Annotated in this window: 19 protein-coding genes; 9 read left to right on the forward strand and 10 right to left on the reverse strand. The window is 61.4% G+C overall.

Features of this window, described 5'->3' with window-relative positions:
- Window positions 1–5: 5 nt before the first annotated feature.
- Window positions 6–782, reverse strand: a complete 777-nt coding sequence (ubiE, locus tag GFM02_RS29675) for a bifunctional demethylmenaquinone methyltransferase/2-methoxy-6-polyprenyl-1,4-benzoquinol methylase UbiE (protein WP_003544815.1) — start codon at window positions 780–782, stop codon at window positions 6–8.
- Window positions 783–931: 149 nt separating this feature from the next.
- Here ubiE and mutM point away from each other — a divergent pair, with 149 nt between their 5' ends.
- From mutM to GFM02_RS29700, 5 genes are all read left to right on the forward strand, one after another.
- On the forward strand, window positions 932–1,837 hold the full coding sequence (mutM, locus tag GFM02_RS29680) for a bifunctional DNA-formamidopyrimidine glycosylase/DNA-(apurinic or apyrimidinic site) lyase (RefSeq protein ID WP_168323636.1): 906 nt from the start codon (window positions 932–934) through the stop codon (window positions 1,835–1,837).
- Window positions 1,838–1,873: 36 nt separating this feature from the next.
- Window positions 1,874–2,647 carry an enoyl-CoA hydratase gene (locus GFM02_RS29685; protein WP_168304484.1) on the forward strand — a complete coding sequence of 258 codons (774 nt, stop codon included), beginning with the start codon at window positions 1,874–1,876 and terminating at the stop codon, window positions 2,645–2,647.
- Between the two features lie 192 nt (window positions 2,648–2,839).
- Complete coding sequence (gene rpsT, locus GFM02_RS29690) at window positions 2,840–3,118, forward strand: 30S ribosomal protein S20 (RefSeq protein WP_003544819.1); 279 nt, start codon at window positions 2,840–2,842, stop codon at window positions 3,116–3,118.
- Window positions 3,119–3,977: 859 nt separating this feature from the next.
- Window positions 3,978–5,528 (forward strand): chromosomal replication initiator protein DnaA, encoded by a 1,551-nt coding sequence (gene dnaA, locus GFM02_RS29695; protein ID WP_017958684.1) that lies wholly within the window; start codon window positions 3,978–3,980, stop codon window positions 5,526–5,528.
- 137 nt (window positions 5,529–5,665) lie between these two features.
- Window positions 5,666–6,748: a saccharopine dehydrogenase family protein gene (locus tag GFM02_RS29700; protein ID WP_168323637.1), complete on the forward strand. Its 1,083-nt coding sequence runs from the start codon at window positions 5,666–5,668 to the stop codon at window positions 6,746–6,748.
- Between the two features lie 40 nt (window positions 6,749–6,788).
- Here GFM02_RS29700 and hemW read toward each other — a convergent pair whose 3' ends face one another.
- The 4 genes from hemW to rph are packed head-to-tail and all read right to left on the reverse strand — an operon-like array spanning window position 6,789 to window position 9,787.
- Entirely contained in the window at window positions 6,789–7,991 is a 1,203-nt protein-coding gene (hemW, locus tag GFM02_RS29705) for a radical SAM family heme chaperone HemW (RefSeq protein ID WP_168323638.1), read from the reverse strand.
- A 9-nt stretch (window positions 7,992–8,000) separates the two neighbouring features.
- Window positions 8,001–8,645: an RdgB/HAM1 family non-canonical purine NTP pyrophosphatase gene (rdgB, locus tag GFM02_RS29710; RefSeq protein ID WP_168323639.1), complete on the reverse strand. Its 645-nt coding sequence runs from the start codon at window positions 8,643–8,645 to the stop codon at window positions 8,001–8,003.
- Between the two features lie 9 nt (window positions 8,646–8,654).
- Window positions 8,655–9,071 carry a VOC family protein gene (locus GFM02_RS29715; RefSeq protein ID WP_168304479.1) on the reverse strand — a complete coding sequence of 139 codons (417 nt, stop codon included), beginning with the start codon at window positions 9,069–9,071 and terminating at the stop codon, window positions 8,655–8,657.
- Window positions 9,068–9,787: a ribonuclease PH gene (gene rph / locus GFM02_RS29720; protein ID WP_017958689.1), complete on the reverse strand. Its 720-nt coding sequence runs from the start codon at window positions 9,785–9,787 to the stop codon at window positions 9,068–9,070. Before rph ends, GFM02_RS29715 begins: the two co-directional genes overlap by 4 nt.
- 128 nt (window positions 9,788–9,915) lie before the next feature.
- Here rph and hrcA point away from each other — a divergent pair, with 128 nt between their 5' ends.
- Window positions 9,916–11,004, forward strand: coding sequence for a heat-inducible transcriptional repressor HrcA (gene hrcA / locus GFM02_RS29725; RefSeq protein WP_012755759.1), 1,089 nt, complete (start codon window positions 9,916–9,918; stop codon window positions 11,002–11,004).
- 110 nt (window positions 11,005–11,114) lie between these two features.
- The gene (gene grpE / locus GFM02_RS29730; protein WP_168323640.1) at window positions 11,115–11,747 is read left to right on the forward strand and encodes a nucleotide exchange factor GrpE; all 633 of its coding nucleotides are present in this window, start codon (window positions 11,115–11,117) and stop codon (window positions 11,745–11,747) included.
- Window positions 11,748–11,788: 41 nt separating this feature from the next.
- Here grpE and GFM02_RS29735 read toward each other — a convergent pair whose 3' ends face one another.
- On the reverse strand, window positions 11,789–12,733 hold the full coding sequence (locus GFM02_RS29735) for a nucleoside hydrolase (protein WP_168323641.1): 945 nt from the start codon (window positions 12,731–12,733) through the stop codon (window positions 11,789–11,791).
- Window positions 12,734–13,013: 280 nt separating this feature from the next.
- On the opposite strand from GFM02_RS29735, the gene GFM02_RS29740 reads away from it, so the two are divergent.
- Together GFM02_RS29740 and GFM02_RS29745 are read left to right on the forward strand one after the other, a co-directional pair.
- Window positions 13,014–13,439, forward strand: coding sequence for an Hsp20 family protein (locus GFM02_RS29740; protein ID WP_012755762.1), 426 nt, complete (start codon window positions 13,014–13,016; stop codon window positions 13,437–13,439).
- Window positions 13,440–13,486: 47 nt separating this feature from the next.
- Complete coding sequence (locus GFM02_RS29745) at window positions 13,487–13,744, forward strand: DUF1150 family protein (protein WP_003544838.1); 258 nt, start codon at window positions 13,487–13,489, stop codon at window positions 13,742–13,744.
- A 54-nt stretch (window positions 13,745–13,798) separates the two neighbouring features.
- On the opposite strand, the gene GFM02_RS29750 is transcribed toward GFM02_RS29745, so the two are convergent.
- From GFM02_RS29750 to GFM02_RS29765, 4 genes are all read right to left on the reverse strand, one after another.
- Window positions 13,799–14,065 carry a DUF2277 domain-containing protein gene (locus GFM02_RS29750; RefSeq protein ID WP_168323642.1) on the reverse strand — a complete coding sequence of 89 codons (267 nt, stop codon included), beginning with the start codon at window positions 14,063–14,065 and terminating at the stop codon, window positions 13,799–13,801.
- 234 nt (window positions 14,066–14,299) lie between these two features.
- Complete coding sequence (locus GFM02_RS29755) at window positions 14,300–15,001, reverse strand: tRNA (guanine(46)-N(7))-methyltransferase TrmB (RefSeq protein ID WP_168323643.1); 702 nt, start codon at window positions 14,999–15,001, stop codon at window positions 14,300–14,302.
- Complete coding sequence (metK, locus tag GFM02_RS29760; RefSeq protein ID WP_020048185.1) at window positions 14,998–16,251, reverse strand: methionine adenosyltransferase; 1,254 nt, start codon at window positions 16,249–16,251, stop codon at window positions 14,998–15,000. The genes GFM02_RS29755 and metK overlap by 4 nt, the downstream gene beginning before the upstream one ends.
- A 178-nt stretch (window positions 16,252–16,429) precedes the next feature.
- Entirely contained in the window at window positions 16,430–16,846 is a 417-nt protein-coding gene (locus GFM02_RS29765) for a helix-turn-helix domain-containing protein (RefSeq protein WP_020048186.1), read from the reverse strand.
- Window positions 16,847–16,909: the final 63 nt, after the last annotated feature.

Below are 16,909 nucleotides of genomic sequence, written 5' to 3' on the forward strand. Positions count from 1 at the left end.
TTCCCTCAGAGCTTCCAGCCGGAATGGAGTGCGGCAATGCCGCCGGTATAATTGGTAAAGGTGACGCGCGAAAAGCCGGCTTGGCGGATCATTGCCGCGAAATTCTCCTGGTTCGGGAACTTGCGGATCGATTCCACCAGATATTGGTAGGGTTCGGCATCGCCGGTGATCGCCTTGCCGAACTGCGGAATGGCATTGAACGACCAGGCATCGTAGATCTTGTCGAGAAGCGGCATATCGACTTCGGAAAATTCCAGCACCAGCAGCCGCCCGCCGCGCTTCAAGACGCGATAGGCCTCAGACAGCGCCGCATCGATCCTCGGCACGTTGCGAATGCCGAAGGCGATCGTATAGGCGTCGAAGCTGCCTGCCTCGAAAGGCAGTTCCTCGGCATTCGCCTCGACAAAGGTGAGATTGCCGGAAAGCTTCTTCTTTTCGGCCCGCTCGGCGCCGACGCCGAGCATCGAACCGTTGATGTCGAGCACAGTGGCATGCGCCTGCCTGCCCGACGCCTCGACGATTCGGAAGGCGATGTCGCCGGTGCCACCGGCCACGTCGAGCACCTTGTAGCCCGGCTCCTTGCGCGGGTTCAGCGCCGAGATCATCGCATCCTTCCAGGCGCGGTGCATGCCCATCGACATGACGTCGTTCATGATGTCGTAGCGCTTGGCGACCTTGTGGAACACCTGGTTGACCAGGCCCTGCTTCTCGCCGTCAGCCACTTGGCGGAAGCCATAGGAGGTCTCCATGCCGCCATCGGCGGAAGTGCGGCTTTCTGACATCAGACTGCTCCGTTCCTGACGATTCGGGCGCGACGGCCATAGCGAAAGACCGCGCGCGACGTTATCTATGGGCCGCGTTTTCCGCGGCACACTGGCGCTATAGCGCACATCGTCGTCGGTTGAAACACGTTACAGATAGATGGGTTAAGATGCCGGAATTGCCAGAAGTCGAAACGGTGAAACGCGGCCTGACGCCGGCGATGGAGGGCACGCGCGTCACCAGGCTGGAGCTGCGCCGCGGCGATCTGCGCTTCCCCTTTCCCGACGCTTTCGCAGAAAGGGTTTCCGGCCGCACCATCGTCGGCCTTGGCCGCCGCGCCAAATATCTGCTGGTCGATCTCGACGACGGCAACACGCTGATTTCGCATCTCGGCATGTCCGGTTCCTTTCGCATCGAGGAGGGCCGCATCGAGGAGGGTGCGGCCTCCGGCATGCCCGGCGAATTCCACCATGCCCGCTCGAAGGACGAGAAGCACGATCACGTCGTCTTCCATCTGCAAGCGGCCAGCGGCCCACGCCGCGTCGTCTATAACGATCCGCGCCGTTTCGGCTTTATGGATATGGTGGGACGCGCCGATCTCGCCGCCCATCCCTTCTTCCGCGATCTCGGCCCGGAGCCGACGGGAAACGAGCTCAGCGCCGCCTATCTGGCCGAACGCTTCCGGGATAAGGCGCAGCCGCTGAAGAGTGCGCTGCTTGACCAGAAGAACATTGCCGGTCTCGGCAATATATATGTCTGCGAGGCGCTGTGGCGCTCGCATCTTTCGCCGATCCGCGCCGCCGGTACGCTGGTGACGGCGACTGGCCGGCCGAAGGCGCAGCTCGACCTGCTCGTCGCCTCGATCCGCGACGTCATCGCCGATGCGATCGCCGCCGGCGGATCATCGCTGCGCGACCACATCCAGACCGACGGATCGCTCGGCTATTTCCAGCATTCCTTCTCCGCTTATGATCACGAAAGTCAGGCTTGCCGCACGCTCGGCTGCGGCGGTACGGTCGCCCGCATCGTCCAGGCGGGTCGCTCCACTTTCTATTGCGCCACCTGCCAGAGGTAAGCCCGCCAGAAGCAAGAGAGAAACCGGGAGAACAGCATGGCCTATGAGACCCTGATCGTCGAAACCCGAGGCAATGTCGGCCTCGTCACGCTGAACCGCCCACAGGCGCTGAACGCGCTGAATTCCACCGTCCTGAAAGAGCTGAAGGAGGCCTATGCCGCCTTCCACGCCGACGAGGCGGTCGGGGCGATCGTGCTGACCGGTTCCGAGCGCGCCTTTGCCGCCGGCGCCGATATCAAGGAGATGCAGCCGCTCCAGTTCGCCGATATCTATAAGAGTGATTTCATCAGCGGGTGGGATGAGGTCGCCAAGGCGCGCAAGCCGGTGATTGCTGCGGTCAGCGGTTTTGCGCTCGGCGGCGGCTGCGAGCTCGCCATGATGTGCGATTTCATCATCGCCTCGGAGACGGCGAAGTTCGGCCAGCCGGAAATCACCCTGGGCGTCATTCCCGGCATGGGCGGCTCGCAGCGGCTGACGCGCGCTGTCGGCAAGGCGAAGGCAATGGATCTTGTACTGACCGGCCGCATGATGGATGCGGCGGAAGCCGAACGATCGGGACTCGTTTCGCGTGTGGTGGCGCCCGAACGTCTGCTCGACGAGGCTTTTGCCGCAGCCGAAAAGATCGCTTCGCTGTCGCGCCCCTCGGTGATGATGGCCAAGGAGGCGGTCAACCGCGCATTCGAGACGACGCTGGAGGAGGGCTTGCGTTTCGAGCGCCGCCTGTTTCACAGTCTCTTTGCCACGGACGACCAGAAAGAAGGCATGGCGGCCTTCGTCGAGAAGCGCAAACCTGCTTTTACGCACCGTTGAATGCTTTTAGGCGCTTGCCGGTGGTAAAGCTTGAAAATCCGCGTTGACGTGGGCCGGCTTTAGAGTTATATGCCCGCCCACGGTTCGGAAAGCCGGTTTGGTTTTCCGCGATTGCTCCCGCATTGCTGGATTTTGTGGCCGCAGGGCCCGCGGTAATGGCGGAGTTTGTTCGAATTCTTGAGAGAGGCATCCATGGCCAATACAACTTCGGCGAAAAAAGCGACCCGCAAGATCGCCCGCCGTACCGACGTCAATAAGGCTCGTCGCTCGCGCGTTCGTACTTTCGTTCGCCAGGTCGAAGAGGCCATCGCATCCGGTGACGCCGCCAAGGCGAAGGAAGCTTTCCTGGCTGCTCAGCCCGAGCTTGCCCGCGCCGCCAGCAAGGGTGTGCTGCATTCCAACACGGCATCGCGCAAGGTCTCGCGCCTGGCTGCTCGTGTGAAGGCTCTTTCGGTCACCACGACCGCGTAATCTTCCGTTAAGGACTTCTTCTTTATGATTAGCCCGGTAATTTTACCGGGCTTTTTCGATTCAACCGATCAGCCCCTGCATGGTTAATCTCACGACTGTTTCGTGTCAGCGCCATGACAGGAAAAAGTGTTCAAAAACAATGGCTTGCGCAAGGATGCTTTTGCACCGCGCGACTCTGCCCCAAGCTTCCGGGACCACAGGCGAGTCAAGAGGATTTTATTTTTTTTTCTTTCAATGCGTGTCAAAATAGCCCGAACGGGGAATCTCTTTGATTCAACTGCGATTCTTTTTTGACGGTGGTGTGACGCCCGAAAAGGGCAGGCGGAGTCAATGGCCGCTTGTTAATTTTGCGTAAAATTCATCGTTGATATTGCCGTTTGATCCTGCCTAAATGGCTTCCAACAGAGGGCGCGGACATCACCTGCAGAGGCTCGGTTTTAACTGCCACGTCGGCAGGGCGATGGGTTTGTGCCTTTTGTTACGGAGCCTTGCGCTTCCGTTTTTTCAAGCACTTGACGGATTTGAGCCGTAACGTGGCTGTTACGGAGCGGGGATGTTTTGTGCCTTCAGTGGCCACACGTTTAAGGCGAGGCCGCCGGAGAAGGTTAAAGTAATATTGGGTTCGGGCTGGTCGGCCGAAAACGAGGTTCGATCGCCAGCCTGACACGGAAGGCCGATGAAGGTTGCCGCATGAACGTGGCCCCTGCAACGGAGTTCTGCGTCGGTCCCGTTGAGGGACTAGTGTTTTGAGTGAACCGGCAGGCGAGCGGCTCATGAGGATCCGTCAGCCCGCCAAAGCGGGGATTGATCGGGCGGCTGTTTTAGCGGATGCCGCCCGGTGGAATTGAAAGGCGGCATTATGCAGATGAATACGATGACGACGGGCGGGCTCGACAATGGGGATGCGGCACCGCAGACGTTCGGATCCATTCGCCTCGAAGTGGGCGAAGCAAAGGCGGAAATGAAGCAGAGCATTTTGTTCGAGCGCGTCAGCGCGCGCTTGAAGGCCCAGGTCGGTCCTGACGTCTATGCTAGCTGGTTTGCCAGATTGAAGCTGCATTCGGTATCGAAGAGCGTGGTTCGCCTTTCGGTTCCCACGACCTTCCTGAAGTCGTGGATCAACAATCGTTATCTCGATCTCATCACCGGTCTGTTCCAGGCCGAGGATCCGGAAATTTTGAAAATCGAAGTCCTGGTGCGCACGGCAACGCGTCACGGCACGAAGGCGCTCGATGAGGCGGTCGCGCCGGAACCAGCCGCCCCCACGCAGATGCGCCGCCCGACAAGCGCGCAGCCGGCCGGTCAGGCCGTCCAGCAGGCGGTTTCGGCTGTTGCCGCCGCAAGGCCAGCAAGCTTTGGCTCGCCGCTCTTCGGTTCGCCACTTGATAGCCGCTTCACCTTCGACACCTTCGTCGAAGGCAGCTCGAACCGGGTCGCACTTGCGGCTGCAAAGACCATCGCGGAAGCTGGTCAGGGCGCCGTGCGCTTCAACCCGCTCTTCATCCATTCGACCGTCGGCCTCGGCAAGACCCACCTGCTGCAGGCGGTCGCCAATGCCGCGGTGCAGAACCCGCGGGCTCTGCGCGTCGTCTATCTGACGGCCGAATATTTCATGTGGCGCTTCGCCACTGCCATCCGCGACAATGATGCGCTGACGCTGAAGGATTCGCTGCGCAACATCGATCTCCTGATCATCGACGACATGCAGTTCCTGCAGGGCAAGATGATCCAGCATGAATTCTGCCATCTCCTGAACATGCTGCTCGACAGTGCCAAGCAGGTCGTCGTTGCCGCCGACCGAGCGCCCTGGGAGCTGGAGTCGCTCGACCCCCGCGTTCGCTCGCGCCTGCAGGGCGGTGTCGCGATCGAATTCGACGCGCCGGATTACGAGATGCGTCTCGAAATCCTCAAGCGTCGCCTGGCTGTCGCCCGGCTCGAAGATCCGTCGCTCGACATTCCGGCCGAACTGCTCCAGCACGTCGCCCGCAACGTCACGGCCAGCGGCCGCGAACTCGAAGGCGCCTTCAACCAGCTGGTCTTCCGCCGCTCCTTCGAGCCGAACCTGTCGATCGAGCGTGTCGACGAACTGCTCGCCCATCTGGTCGGCTCCGGCGAGCCCCGTCGTGTGCGCATCGAGGATATCCAGCGCATCGTCGCAAGGCATTACAATGTCTCGCGCCAGGAACTGGTGTCGAACCGCCGCACCCGCGTCATCGTCAAGCCGCGCCAGATCGCCATGTATCTGTCGAAGACGCTGACGCCGCGCTCCTTCCCGGAGATCGGCCGCCGGTTCGGCGGGCGCGATCACACGACCGTGCTGCATGCCGTGCGCAAGATCGAGGAGCTGATTTCGGGAGACACCAAGCTTTCGCACGAAGTCGAGCTTCTGAAGCGCCTGATCAACGAATAATCGACTAGTTTTTCCGAAAAATCCACGGCCGGAAGCGATTCCGGCCGTTTTCCTTTATAAGTTTTTTATTCTATACCTCCGGCGCATCCAGTGCATGTCAAAGACTGAAGCGCCAAAACGGCGCGTGGGAGGAATGAATGAGTTTCGAAAAGATCGCCGTTCTCGGCCTGGGCAAGGTCGGACGGCTGGCGGCGACGCTGTTGCATGAAGGCGGCTTCGAGGTCATCGGGGTCGACGCGCAATTGCCGCTGAGCGACGTTCCCTTCAGGTGCCGCACCGGCGATATCTCCGACCCGCAAGTGATCGGCGAACTGCTCTCGAATGTCGAGGCGGTGCTCTCCTGCCTGCCCTATCATTTGAACATCGAATTGGCGCGCGCCGCCCATCTTGCCGGCATTCATTATTTCGATCTGACCGAAGACGTTCCCACAACCAATTTCATCATCGAGCTGTCGAAGACATCACGCGGCCTGATGGCGCCGCAATGTGGCCTGGCGCCCGGTTTCGTCGGCATCGTCGGCGCAAGCCTTGCCGATGGCTTCGACCGCTGCCGGTCGATCCGGATGCGCGTCGGCGCCCTGCCGCAGCATCCGACCGGGCTGCTCGGCTACGCCTTCAACTGGTCGCCTGAGGGCGTCGTCAACGAATATCTGAACGACTGCGAGGTCATCGAGGGCGGTGTGCGCAAGCTCGTCTCGCCGATGGAATGGCACGAGACCGTCTATGTCGGCGGCGTCAAACTTGAAGCCTTCACGACCTCGGGCGGCCTTGGCACCATGTGCGACACGATGCTCGGCAAGATCGACAATCTCGACTACAAGACCATGCGTTATCCCGGCCATATGGAGCTGATGAACTTCTTCTTCCACGAGCTGTTGATGCGCGACAAGCGCAAGCTCGCCGGCGAGATCCTGACCAATGCCAAGCCGCCGGTTGAAGACGATGTCGTCTATGTCCATGTTGCCGCCGAAGGCACCGAGAATGGCAGTCTGCGCCGTAAGGAATTCGTGCGCGCCTATTACCCGATCGAGATTGCCGGGGCGCGCCGCACGGCGATCGCCTGGACGACGTCAGCCTCCGTCGTCGCCGTCATCGAGATGGTCCGTGACGGTCTGCTGCCGGCGACCGGCTTCCTGCACCAGGAGCATATTCCGCTGGAGATGTTCCTGAAGACGCCGACCGGCAGCCTCTTCAAGACGGGTGCGGCCAGCCACGGCTGAGAAATGGCCTCGCGCTGCAAATCCACGCATCGTGTGGGTGTCAGCAGGCGAGATCGGCGACGACGGAATCGAGGATCAGCATGCCTGATGGCGTGCAGCGCAGGCGTGAATTGCCGATCCGCTCGATGAATTTGTGTTCGAGCAGGAATTCCTCGCGTTTCGGGTCGAGGTCACGGCCCGAAAGCTGCTGCCAGCGGGCCAGATCGACGCCTTCTCTCAGCCGCAGCCCCATCAGCAGCAGCTCGTCGGACTGTTCCTCGAAGCCGAGCCGCTCCTCGTCGAGAATGCCGTGCCCATCACGTTCGACCATGTCGAGCCAGGTTTCCGGCTTGCGCTCGGTCGCCGTCGCGAGCTTCTCCGGGCCACGCGTCAGCCGGCCGTGGGCGCCCGGGCCGATGCCGGCATAATCGCCGTAGCGCCAGTAGGTCAGGTTATGCCGGCTTTCAGCGCCCGGCCGGGCATGATTGGAAACCTCATAGGCCGGCATGCCTTCACGCGCCGTGATCTCCTGCGTCGCCTCGTAGAGCAATGCCGATTGCTCGCCATCCGGCACGATCAGCTTGCCGGCCTTGTGCAGGCCGTAAAAGGGCGTGCCTTCCTCGATGGTCAGCTGATAGAGCGAAAGATGGTCGACCGCATAGGAGATCGCCTCCTTCAGTTCCTTTTCCCATTCCTCGACCGTCTGCTCCGGCCGGGCATAGATCAGGTCGAAGGACATGCGCGGGAAGATGTCGCGCGCCAGCCTTATCGCCTTCAGCGCGTCGGCGACATCGTGCAGGCGGCCGAGGAATTTCAGATCCCGGTCGTTCAGCGCCTGCACGCCGAGCGAGACGCGATTGACGCCGGCTGCCCGGTAGCCGCGGAAGCGTTCGGCCTCGACGCTCGAAGGGTTGGCCTCCATGGTGATCTCGATGCCATCAGGCACATGCCAGTGCCGCGTTATGCCGTCGAGAATGGCGGAGACCGTTTCCGGCTTCATCAGCGAGGGCGTGCCACCCCCCAGGAAGATACTCGTCACCGTCTTCGGCCCGCTGATCGCCCGGACCGCCGCCATCTCCGTCAGGAAGGCGGCCGTATAACGCTCCTGATCCACCGGCTGGTGGCGCACATGGCTGTTGAAGTCGCAATAGGGACACTTCGCCGCGCAGAAGGGCCAATGCACATAGACGCCGAAGCCCGGCTCGCCGGTATCGGGCAGCAGGGCCGCATCGCGCGAGGTGCTTGGCGGGTCGAAATTGTCCACGGACTGACCTTATGCCTCCAGGCAGGTTTCGACAAAGAGTTTGAAGGCGCGGGCCCGGTGCGACAGCGCTTGCGGCTTACCGATGTTCCAGCCGTGTTTTTCCTCGCCGCTCATTTCGCCGAAGGTGATGTCGTAGCCCTCGGGCTGGAAGACCGGATCGTAGCCGAAGCCCTGCGTGCCGCGCGGCGGCCAGACGACGCTGCCTTCCACCTCGCCGCGAAACAGCTCCGTATGCCCGTCCGGCCAGGCAAGGCAGAGCACGCTGATGAAACGCGCCCTGCGCTGTTCCGGCTTTGTCGCGCCGGCATCCTGCAGCGCCTTTTCCACCTTCGCCATCGCCATGTCGAAATCGCGCGTGCCGTCTGATGTCTCCGCCCAATTGGCGGTGTAGACACCGGGATCGCCGCCGAGTGCGTCGACCACCAGCCCGGAATCGTCCGACAGCGCCGGCATGCCGGCGGCATTGGCCGAGGCGATTGCCTTGATCGTCGCATTCTCCTCGAAGCTCGTGCCCGTCTCATCCGGTTCGACGAAATTCAGCTCGGCGGCCGATTTGGCGGTGAAGCCGAGCGGCCCGATCAATTCCTGGATCTCGCGAATCTTGCCGGCATTGTGGCTGGCGACGACGATGGTCTTCGTTTCAAGCTTGCGCATTCAGATGTCCTATTCGATGCCCCAGATTTTAGCCTCCGCGCATTCCAGGCTGTTGCCGGCAGGATCGCGGAAATAGATCGAGCGGCCGCCGTTCGGCCAGCGCACTTCGGATTCGATCGCCACGCCCGCCGCCGTCAGCCGTTCGGCCATGGCATCGATATTGCGGCCGGACACCCGGAAACAGGCATGGCCCTGGCCGCTCGTGCCGTGCGGCGGTACCTGCAGTGCTTCAGGCGCCGGCGGCTTCACCGTTTCTTCGGGATTGAAGATCAGGAGAACGCCAGGCCCGCAGCGGAAGAAGACGTGCCGGTTGGCGGCGCGGGCGATCTTTTCAAGCCCGAGAACGTCTTCGTAAAACGTCTCGGCCTTATCGAGATCCCGCGCATAGAGCGCCGTTTCCAACATGCCTTCCAGCATGGGGTTCATCCTTCGACGGCTTGCTTCTGCAGCGCCACGAGTTCACCGATGCCGTTTCTGGCAAGCTGCATCAGCGAGGTGAATTCGCCTTCGCTGAACGGCGTGCCTTCGGCCGTGCCCTGGATCTCGACAATCCCGCCGGTGCCGGTCATGACGAAGTTCGCATCGGTCTCGGCCGAGGAATCCTCGATGTAGTCGAGATCGATCACCGGCTGGCTGGCGAAGATGCCGCAGGAGATGGCGGCGACATGATCCTTCAGGACCCGGTCGACCTTGATCATGTTGCGGCTTTCCATCCATTTCAGGCAGTCGTAAAGCGCGATCCAGCCGCCGGTGATCGACGCTGTCCGCGTGCCGCCATCGGCCTGGATGACATCGCAATCGAGCGTGATCTGCCGTTCGCCGAGCGCCTGCAGGTCGACGACGGCGCGCAGCGACCGGCCGATCAGCCGCTGGATTTCCTGGGTGCGGCCGCCCTGCTTGCCGGCGGCGGCCTCGCGCTTCATGCGTTCGCCGGTCGCCCGCGGCAGCATGCCGTATTCGGCCGTGACCCAGCCCTTGCCGGTATTGCGCAGCCATGGCGGCGTCTTTTCTTCGAGGCTCGCCGTGCAGAGCACATGCGTATCGCCGAACTTCACCAGGCAGGAGCCTTCCGCATGCTTGGAAAAATTGCGCTCGAACGAGACCTTGCGCATCTGGTCGATTTTTCTGCCTGAAGGCCGCATTCTTATCTCCTGGGGTTTATTTGACCGCTTCTACGATTGGCGGCGCTCATTTGCAAATTCCCTTTTGCCACGGGTGTTAGTTTGACTATATTTTCGGGAAGTATCATCAGCACGGGTTCGAAAGCTTCATGGGCATCAGGTCGACGTCGGTTTCGGATGCCGTAGCTGCGCTGGACGAGCGCTCCAGGGAAATTTTTCGTCGCATCGTCGAAGGTTATCTGGAGAGCGGCGAGCCGCTCGGTTCGCGCAACCTGTCCCGTATTCTGCCGATGTCGCTGTCGCCGGCCTCGGTGCGCAACGTCATGAGCGATCTCGAAGAGCTCGGCCTGATCTATTCGCCGCATGTCAGTGCCGGCCGGCTGCCGACCCAGATCGGCCTGCGCTTCTTCGTCGATGCCTTCATGCAGGTCGGCGACCTCTCCGCCGAGGAGCGCGCCAGCATCGACCGCCAGGTGCGTGCCGAAAGCGGCGGCAATCCCGTCGAATCGATGATGAACGAGGCAAGCCGCATGTTATCCGGAATTTCGCGCGGCGCCGGCCTCGTCATCACCTCGAAAAGCGATCCGGTGCTGAAACATGTCGAGTTCATCCGGCTCGAACCGACAAAGGCGCTGGCCGTGCTCGTCGGTGATCATGATCAGGTGGAAAACCGCATCATCGAGCTGCCGGCGGGCGTCACCTCCTCGCAGCTGACGGAAGCGGCGAATTTTCTCAATGCCCATATGTCCGGCCAGACCCTGCCGGAGCTCCGCAAACAATTAAGCCGGCTGAAGGACGACGTCCGCCACGAGCTCGATGCCCTGTCGCGCGATCTGGTCGAGCGCGGCATCGCTGTCTGGGCCGGCAGCCCGGACGAGGGGAAGCCGACGCAGCTGATCATCCGCGGCCGTGCCAACCTGCTCGAAGGCCTGGCCGGCGCCGAGGATCTCGACCGGCTGCGCCTGCTGTTCGACGATCTCGAGAAGAAGGACAGCCTGATCGAGATCCTCAATCTCGCCGAAAGCGGTTCGGGCGTGCGCATCTTCATCGGTTCGGAAAACAAGCTCTTCTCGCTGTCCGGCTCGTCGCTCATCGTCGCGCCGTATCGTGACGATGACGATCGTATCGTCGGTGCCGTCGGCGTTATCGGCCCGACGCGGCTCAATTATTCCCGCATCGTGCCGATGGTGGACTATACAGCCCAGCTCGTCTCCCGCCTTTCGCGCAATCAGCTTTGACGCGCAGCAATCAGTCACGCGGAATTTTCGCTTCTTTGTCACGCAGACTTGATTTTTTTCGGTCAAACCTCGATATCGGGCGCATCTGAAGACACCAACCGGAGACCGTCATGACCGATGACACGACGAAAAACGGACCTGACGCAACTGCGGCCGATGCCGCAGCCGACGCTGCCGCCTACGTCGAGAACGAAACTGCGCAGCAAGAGCCCGCCCAGCCGGACCCGATCGAGCTTCTGAAAGCCGAAAACGGCGAGCTGCGCGACCGCTATTTGCGCCTTGCTGCCGAGATGGACAATCTGCGCCGGCGCACCGAGCGCGAGGTGAAGGATGCCAAGTCCTATTCCGTCGCGGGTTTCGCGCGCGACATGCTCGCCGTCTCGGACAATCTGCGCCGCGCGCTTGACGCCATCTCTCCGGAAACCAAGGCTGCTGCCGATACCGGCCTGAGCACGCTGATCGAGGGTGTCGAGATGACCGAGCGCGCCATGCTGTCGGCTCTCGAACGCCACGGCGTTCGCAAGCTGGAGCCGGTTGGCCAGAAGTTCGATCCGAATTTCCATCAGGCGATGTTCGAGGTGCCGAAACCGGACGTGCCGAACAACACGGTGGTCCAGGTCGTGCAGGCAGGCTTCACCATCGGCGAGCGCGTGCTGCGCCCGGCCATGGTCGGTGTCGCCAAGGGCGGCCCGAAGCCGGCCGAAGCCGAAACCAACTCTGCCTTCGACGAAAAAGACGCCTGAGATCGTTTCCTTCCTCCTCGCGAGGAAGGGAAACCGAAGCTTTAGATGCGGGCGAAGCGTTCGATCAGCAGATCGAAGAAGCCGTCCGCATCGACATGGCGCATGACCCTGGCGTTGCGCTTGCGCTCGGTCACATGCCACCAGTCGACGACGGTCATGCCGACCGTGAGTTCGGATTGGACCTCGATCTCGACATTGCAGTCCCGGCCCTTGAAAAGCTGCGGCTTCAGCAGGTAGGCGACGACGGTCGGGTCGTGCAGCGGCCCGCCGTCGGAACCGTATTTCTCGATGTCGAAGCGTTCGAAGAATTCCAGCATCTCGACCATGGCCTTTGCCGGCGCCGTGCCGATCTCGGCCATGCGCTTCACCCGGTCCTTGCGGGTCAGCAATTGATGCGTCACGTCAAGCGGCATCATCACGATCGGAACGCGTGAGCGGAAGACGATATCGGCCGCCTCTGGGTCGACATAGATGTTGAATTCGGCCGCCGGCGTGATGTTGCCGCCCTCGAAGAAGCCGCCGCCCATCATCACCAGTTCGCGGATGCGGGGGACGATGTCGGGCGCCTTCTGAAAGGCCATGCCGATATTGGTGAGCGGCCCGAGCGTACACAGCGTCACCGTGCCTTCCGGCTCGCGGCGCAGCGTCTCGATGATGAAGTCGACGGCATGGCCGGACTGCAGCGCCATCGTCGGCTCGTCGAGATCCGGACCGTCGAGGCCGGTCTTGCCATGCACATGTTCGGCGGTCACCAGCTTGCGGGCGATCGGCGCGACGGCGCCGGCGAAAACCTTGGTCTCCGTCCGGGCGCAGAGCTCGCAGACGATGCGTGCATTGCGGCTGGTGAGCGAAAGTGGCACATTGCCGGCGACCGTCGTGATCCCCAGCACCTCCAGCTCATCGGGACTGCCGAAGGCAAGCATGATCGCCGCCGCGTCGTCCTGGCCGGGATCCGTGTCGATGATGATCTTTCTTGCGCTTGCCATTCCGATCGTTCCATCCTCGCACTGCGTGTTATCGGAGTATGCACCGATTTCTTCACGTCCCGTCACAAATCAGCACAATCCGCGCGGGCATGTTTTGATGCGAGGCAGCAGGCGCTTTGTCAAGGAAGGAGCCTGACGCCATCACCTTAAAATCGAGAGGTGACGCCGGCACGTCGCGGCCCATGCCTTGCGGCGCCGGGATTCTGTCCCCATATTAGCGGCATCCGGATGCTGCACTTGAGGTCCGGGATGGTCGCTTGCATCAAGGACTTGAAACGAAATGAGCCGCATTACCCCTTTCGCCAGCCCGCTGCTTCTGGGCTTCGATGCCATGGAAAAGACGCTGGAGCGCATTTCCAAGGCGAGTGACGGATATCCGCCTTATAATATCGAACGCATCGGCGCCGACAGCGGCGCGCCGGAACGTCTGCGCATCACCCTTGCCGTGGCCGGCTTCAGCGAGGAGGAACTCGACGTCTCCATTGAGGAGAACCAGCTTCTGATCCGCGGCCGCCAGGTCGAACAGGGTGAACGGGACTATCTTTATCGCGGCATCGCCGCCCGTCAGTTCCAGCGTACTTTCGTTCTTGCCGACGGCATGCAGGTGCTGGGTGCGGCCCTGAAGAACGGTCTGCTCTCCGTCGATCTAATTCGTCCGGAACCCGCGCGCATGGTCAAGAAAATTAACATTTCGGTCTCACAGTAGCACAACGGTTTGTCGAACCGTTGGTCCCTTCTCCCGGAGGAACAGGAATGTTGATGAAAGAAGCCACGTCTCACTTGACCAAATCCGAGCTTGCCCACATCGGCAACGGCGAGGTCGCCTATATCAGAAAAATGCGCACCGATGAGGTCGCCAAGTGCTTTCCCGAGGCGCCGGATATCGATCCGAACGTCGATCTCTGGGCACTCTTCGGCGCCGACGGCACGCCGATCCTTTTGACGGACAACCGCTCCAGCACCTTCTTCAAGGCTGCCGAGGACGAATTGAAGACGGTCAGCCTGCACTGACCGTCAAGGCCATTTGAGCCTTGATTGAGATCTCCTGTGCGTGACAGGGCTTCCTTAAGCGAACCGGACCGCCGTTCTCGCGCGCGCCTTTGCCGCTACCTCTTCGCGATCGCGAGGAGGTTGAGACGTTTCCAGCGAATCGAGCAGCTCGCGGGCACATGCCGCGATGGAATTGACCGCGTGCTCGAATGCGACCTCATTGCGCTTCGAGGGTTTGGTCGTTCCGCTCACCTTGCGCACGAACTGGAGCGCGGCATCGTAGATCTCGTCGTCCGTCGCTGGCGGATCGAAATTGAACAGGGGTTTTATATTTCGGCACATGACTTGCTCCCGGTCATTGTCTCTCTTTCATTGAGAGGAGGGTGGCCAGCACAGAAAATAGCCGCGTGAGCGCTAATGGCAACCGGTCCGACGGCGGAACTCCACACGTCGCAACGCAGGGCGCAGCTCCTTTAGTTCGGTTTTTTGTCGCTGTCGGAAACCATCAGACCAGCGTCCCAGGCGATTGCTCACGCGAGGAACATCATGGGCGCGTTTGCCGATTTGCCGGCAGCCTCAGATCTTCCTGAATGTCAGATAGGCCGAAGACCGGCTCTCGCGCCGCGCCTTGGCCTCGTAACGTGTGCTCGGCCAGCCCTCATAGGGAGTCAGCCAATCCGCTGCATTGTCAGCTATCCAGTCGAAACCGCCATGGTCGCGGCACTTAATCAGCGTCCAGTTCACATAGGTATCGATGTCGGAGGCGAAGCAGAACAGGCCGCCGGGTTTCAGCACGCGATGAAAGCGGTCGAGATTGGTTTTCGAGACGAAACGCCGCTTCCAGTGCTTCCGTTTCGGCCAGGGATCGGGATAGAGCAGGTCGATCTGATCGAGTGCGCCGTCCGGCAGCCAGTCGAGCAGTTGCGTCGCGTCGTCATTATAGACGCGAATATTGGAGGCACGCGTCTCGCCGATGCGCGACAGCAGCTTCTGCATGGAATTGACGAAGGGTTCGACACCGATGAATCCGGTCGAAGGCGTCTCCAGCGCGCGGTGGATCAGGTGCTCGCCGCCGCCGAAACCGATTTCCAGCCGTAATCTTTCGACCGGAACCGGGAAGAGGGAAGTCAGCGGCTCCGGGGGAGCCGCCGAGAGATCGATCAGGAATGCCGGCAGCAGACTGTTCAGCGTCTCGGCCTGCTGTTCGCGCAGGGCCTTGCCCTTGCGGCGACCGAAGAAGGCTTCGGTCGCCCGCCCCCGGCGTTCCATATCCGTCATGCAGCGGCTTTGGTCTTAACGGATTCCTTGAGCGCCTTCACGAGGTCGGTGCGCTCCCAGGAGAACGAGCCGTCGCGGCCGGCCTTGCGGCCGAAGTGGCCGTAAGCCGAGGTCTTGGCGTAGATCGGCTTGTTGAGGTCGAGATGACGGCGGATGCCCGACGGCGACAGGTCCATGTTCTGGCGGATCGCGGCTTCGACCTGATCCTCGAAAACGCCCTTGCCGGTGCCGTGCAGGTCGACATAGATCGACAGCGGCTGAGCAACACCGATGGCGTAAGAGAGCTGGATCGTGCAACGGTCGGCAAGGCCGGCGGCGACGACGTTCTTGGCAAGATAGCGGGCGGCATAGGCGGCCGAACGGTCGACCTTCGTCGTGTCCTTGCCGGAGAATGCACCGCCGCCATGCGGCGCGGCACCGCCGTAGGTGTCGACGATGATCTTGCGGCCGGTGAGGCCCGCATCGCCGTCCGGTCCGCCGATGACGAACTTGCCGGTCGGGTTGATGTACCACTTGCAATCGTCGGCGATCTTCAGCTCGCCGAGCGCTTCACGGATATAGGGCTCGACGACGGCGCGGACCTTCTTCGAATCCCAGCTCTCGTCGAGATGCTGGGTCGAAAGCACGATCGAGGTTGCTTCCGACGGCTTGCCGTCCACGTAACGCACGGTCACCTGGCTCTTGGCGTCGGGGCCGAGCTTGGCGACTTCGCCGTCGCCCTTCTTGCGGGCGACTGCGAGCAGCTGCAGGATCTTGTGGGAATAATAGATCGGGGCCGGCATCAGGTCCGGCGTTTCGCGGCAGGCGTAACCGAACATGATGCCCTGGTCGCCGGCGCCCTCGTCGCCCTGCTGGTCGGCGGCGCTGTCGACGCCCTGCGCGATGTCGGCCGACTGCGAATGCAAGAGCACGTCGATCTTTGCCTTCTTCCAGTGGAAGCCGTCCTGCTCGTAGCCGATATCCTTGATGGCGCGGCGGGCGGCAGCCTTGAACTTCGACGGATTGATAACGTCCTTGCCGTCCTTGTCCTTCTTCATCAGGCTCGGCGGCAGGCGGACCTCGCCGGCGATGACGACGCGGTTGGTCGTCGCCAGCGTTTCGCAGGCAATGCGCACGCCCCACGGATTGACGCCGGTCTTGGCCGCTTCGCGGTAGACCAGATCGACGATCTCGTCGGAGATGCGGTCACAGACCTTGTCCGGATGACCCTCGGCAACAGATTCGCTGGTAAAGAGATAATTCGCGCGCATTTCGGGATTCCCCTCAAAGAATAAAAGCCAGCTAGTAGGTACTCAGTTCGAGGGCCGATGACAAGCGCAGAAGGACATAAATATATCTTTATATCTGCGGCAAAGTGACAAATTTTGCCCCAAAAACGCAAAAAAGGCGGCCTTTCGACCGCCTTTCAAATTCTGCGCTGGTCTTGGTTCAGTCGGCGTCGGCTTCAGCGGCCAGGGCTTTCACCAGCTCCACGACCTTGCGGCGAACCTTGGGATCGGAAATCTTGACGAAGGCGCGATTGAGCTGCAGTCCTTCCGATGACGACAGGAAATCGACGACGTAGTTCGAGCTGGAGGCTTCCATGCCGCCGCCGCCACTGGAATGTTCGCCGGGCGCGTCCTCGAAGAAAAACGACACCGGAACATTGAGGATGTTCGAGATGTTCTGCAGGCGGCTTGCGCCGACGCGGTTGGTGCCCTTTTCGTATTTCTGGATCTGCTGGAAGGTGATGCCAAGGCTTTCGCCAAGCTTTTCCTGGCTCATGCCCAGCATCGTACGGCGGAGGCGAATACGGCTGCCAACATGGATGTCGATCGGATTCGGCTTCTTCTTGTTTTCAATCATGGTCGTGCCCTAGCTAAGAATTTCAACCTGTTTCTAACCGGCATGCCCCTGATCCATCCCAAA

Source organism: Rhizobium leguminosarum bv. viciae (genome assembly GCF_012276115.1).
Taxonomy (GTDB): domain Bacteria; phylum Pseudomonadota; class Alphaproteobacteria; order Rhizobiales; family Rhizobiaceae; genus Rhizobium; species Rhizobium leguminosarum_T.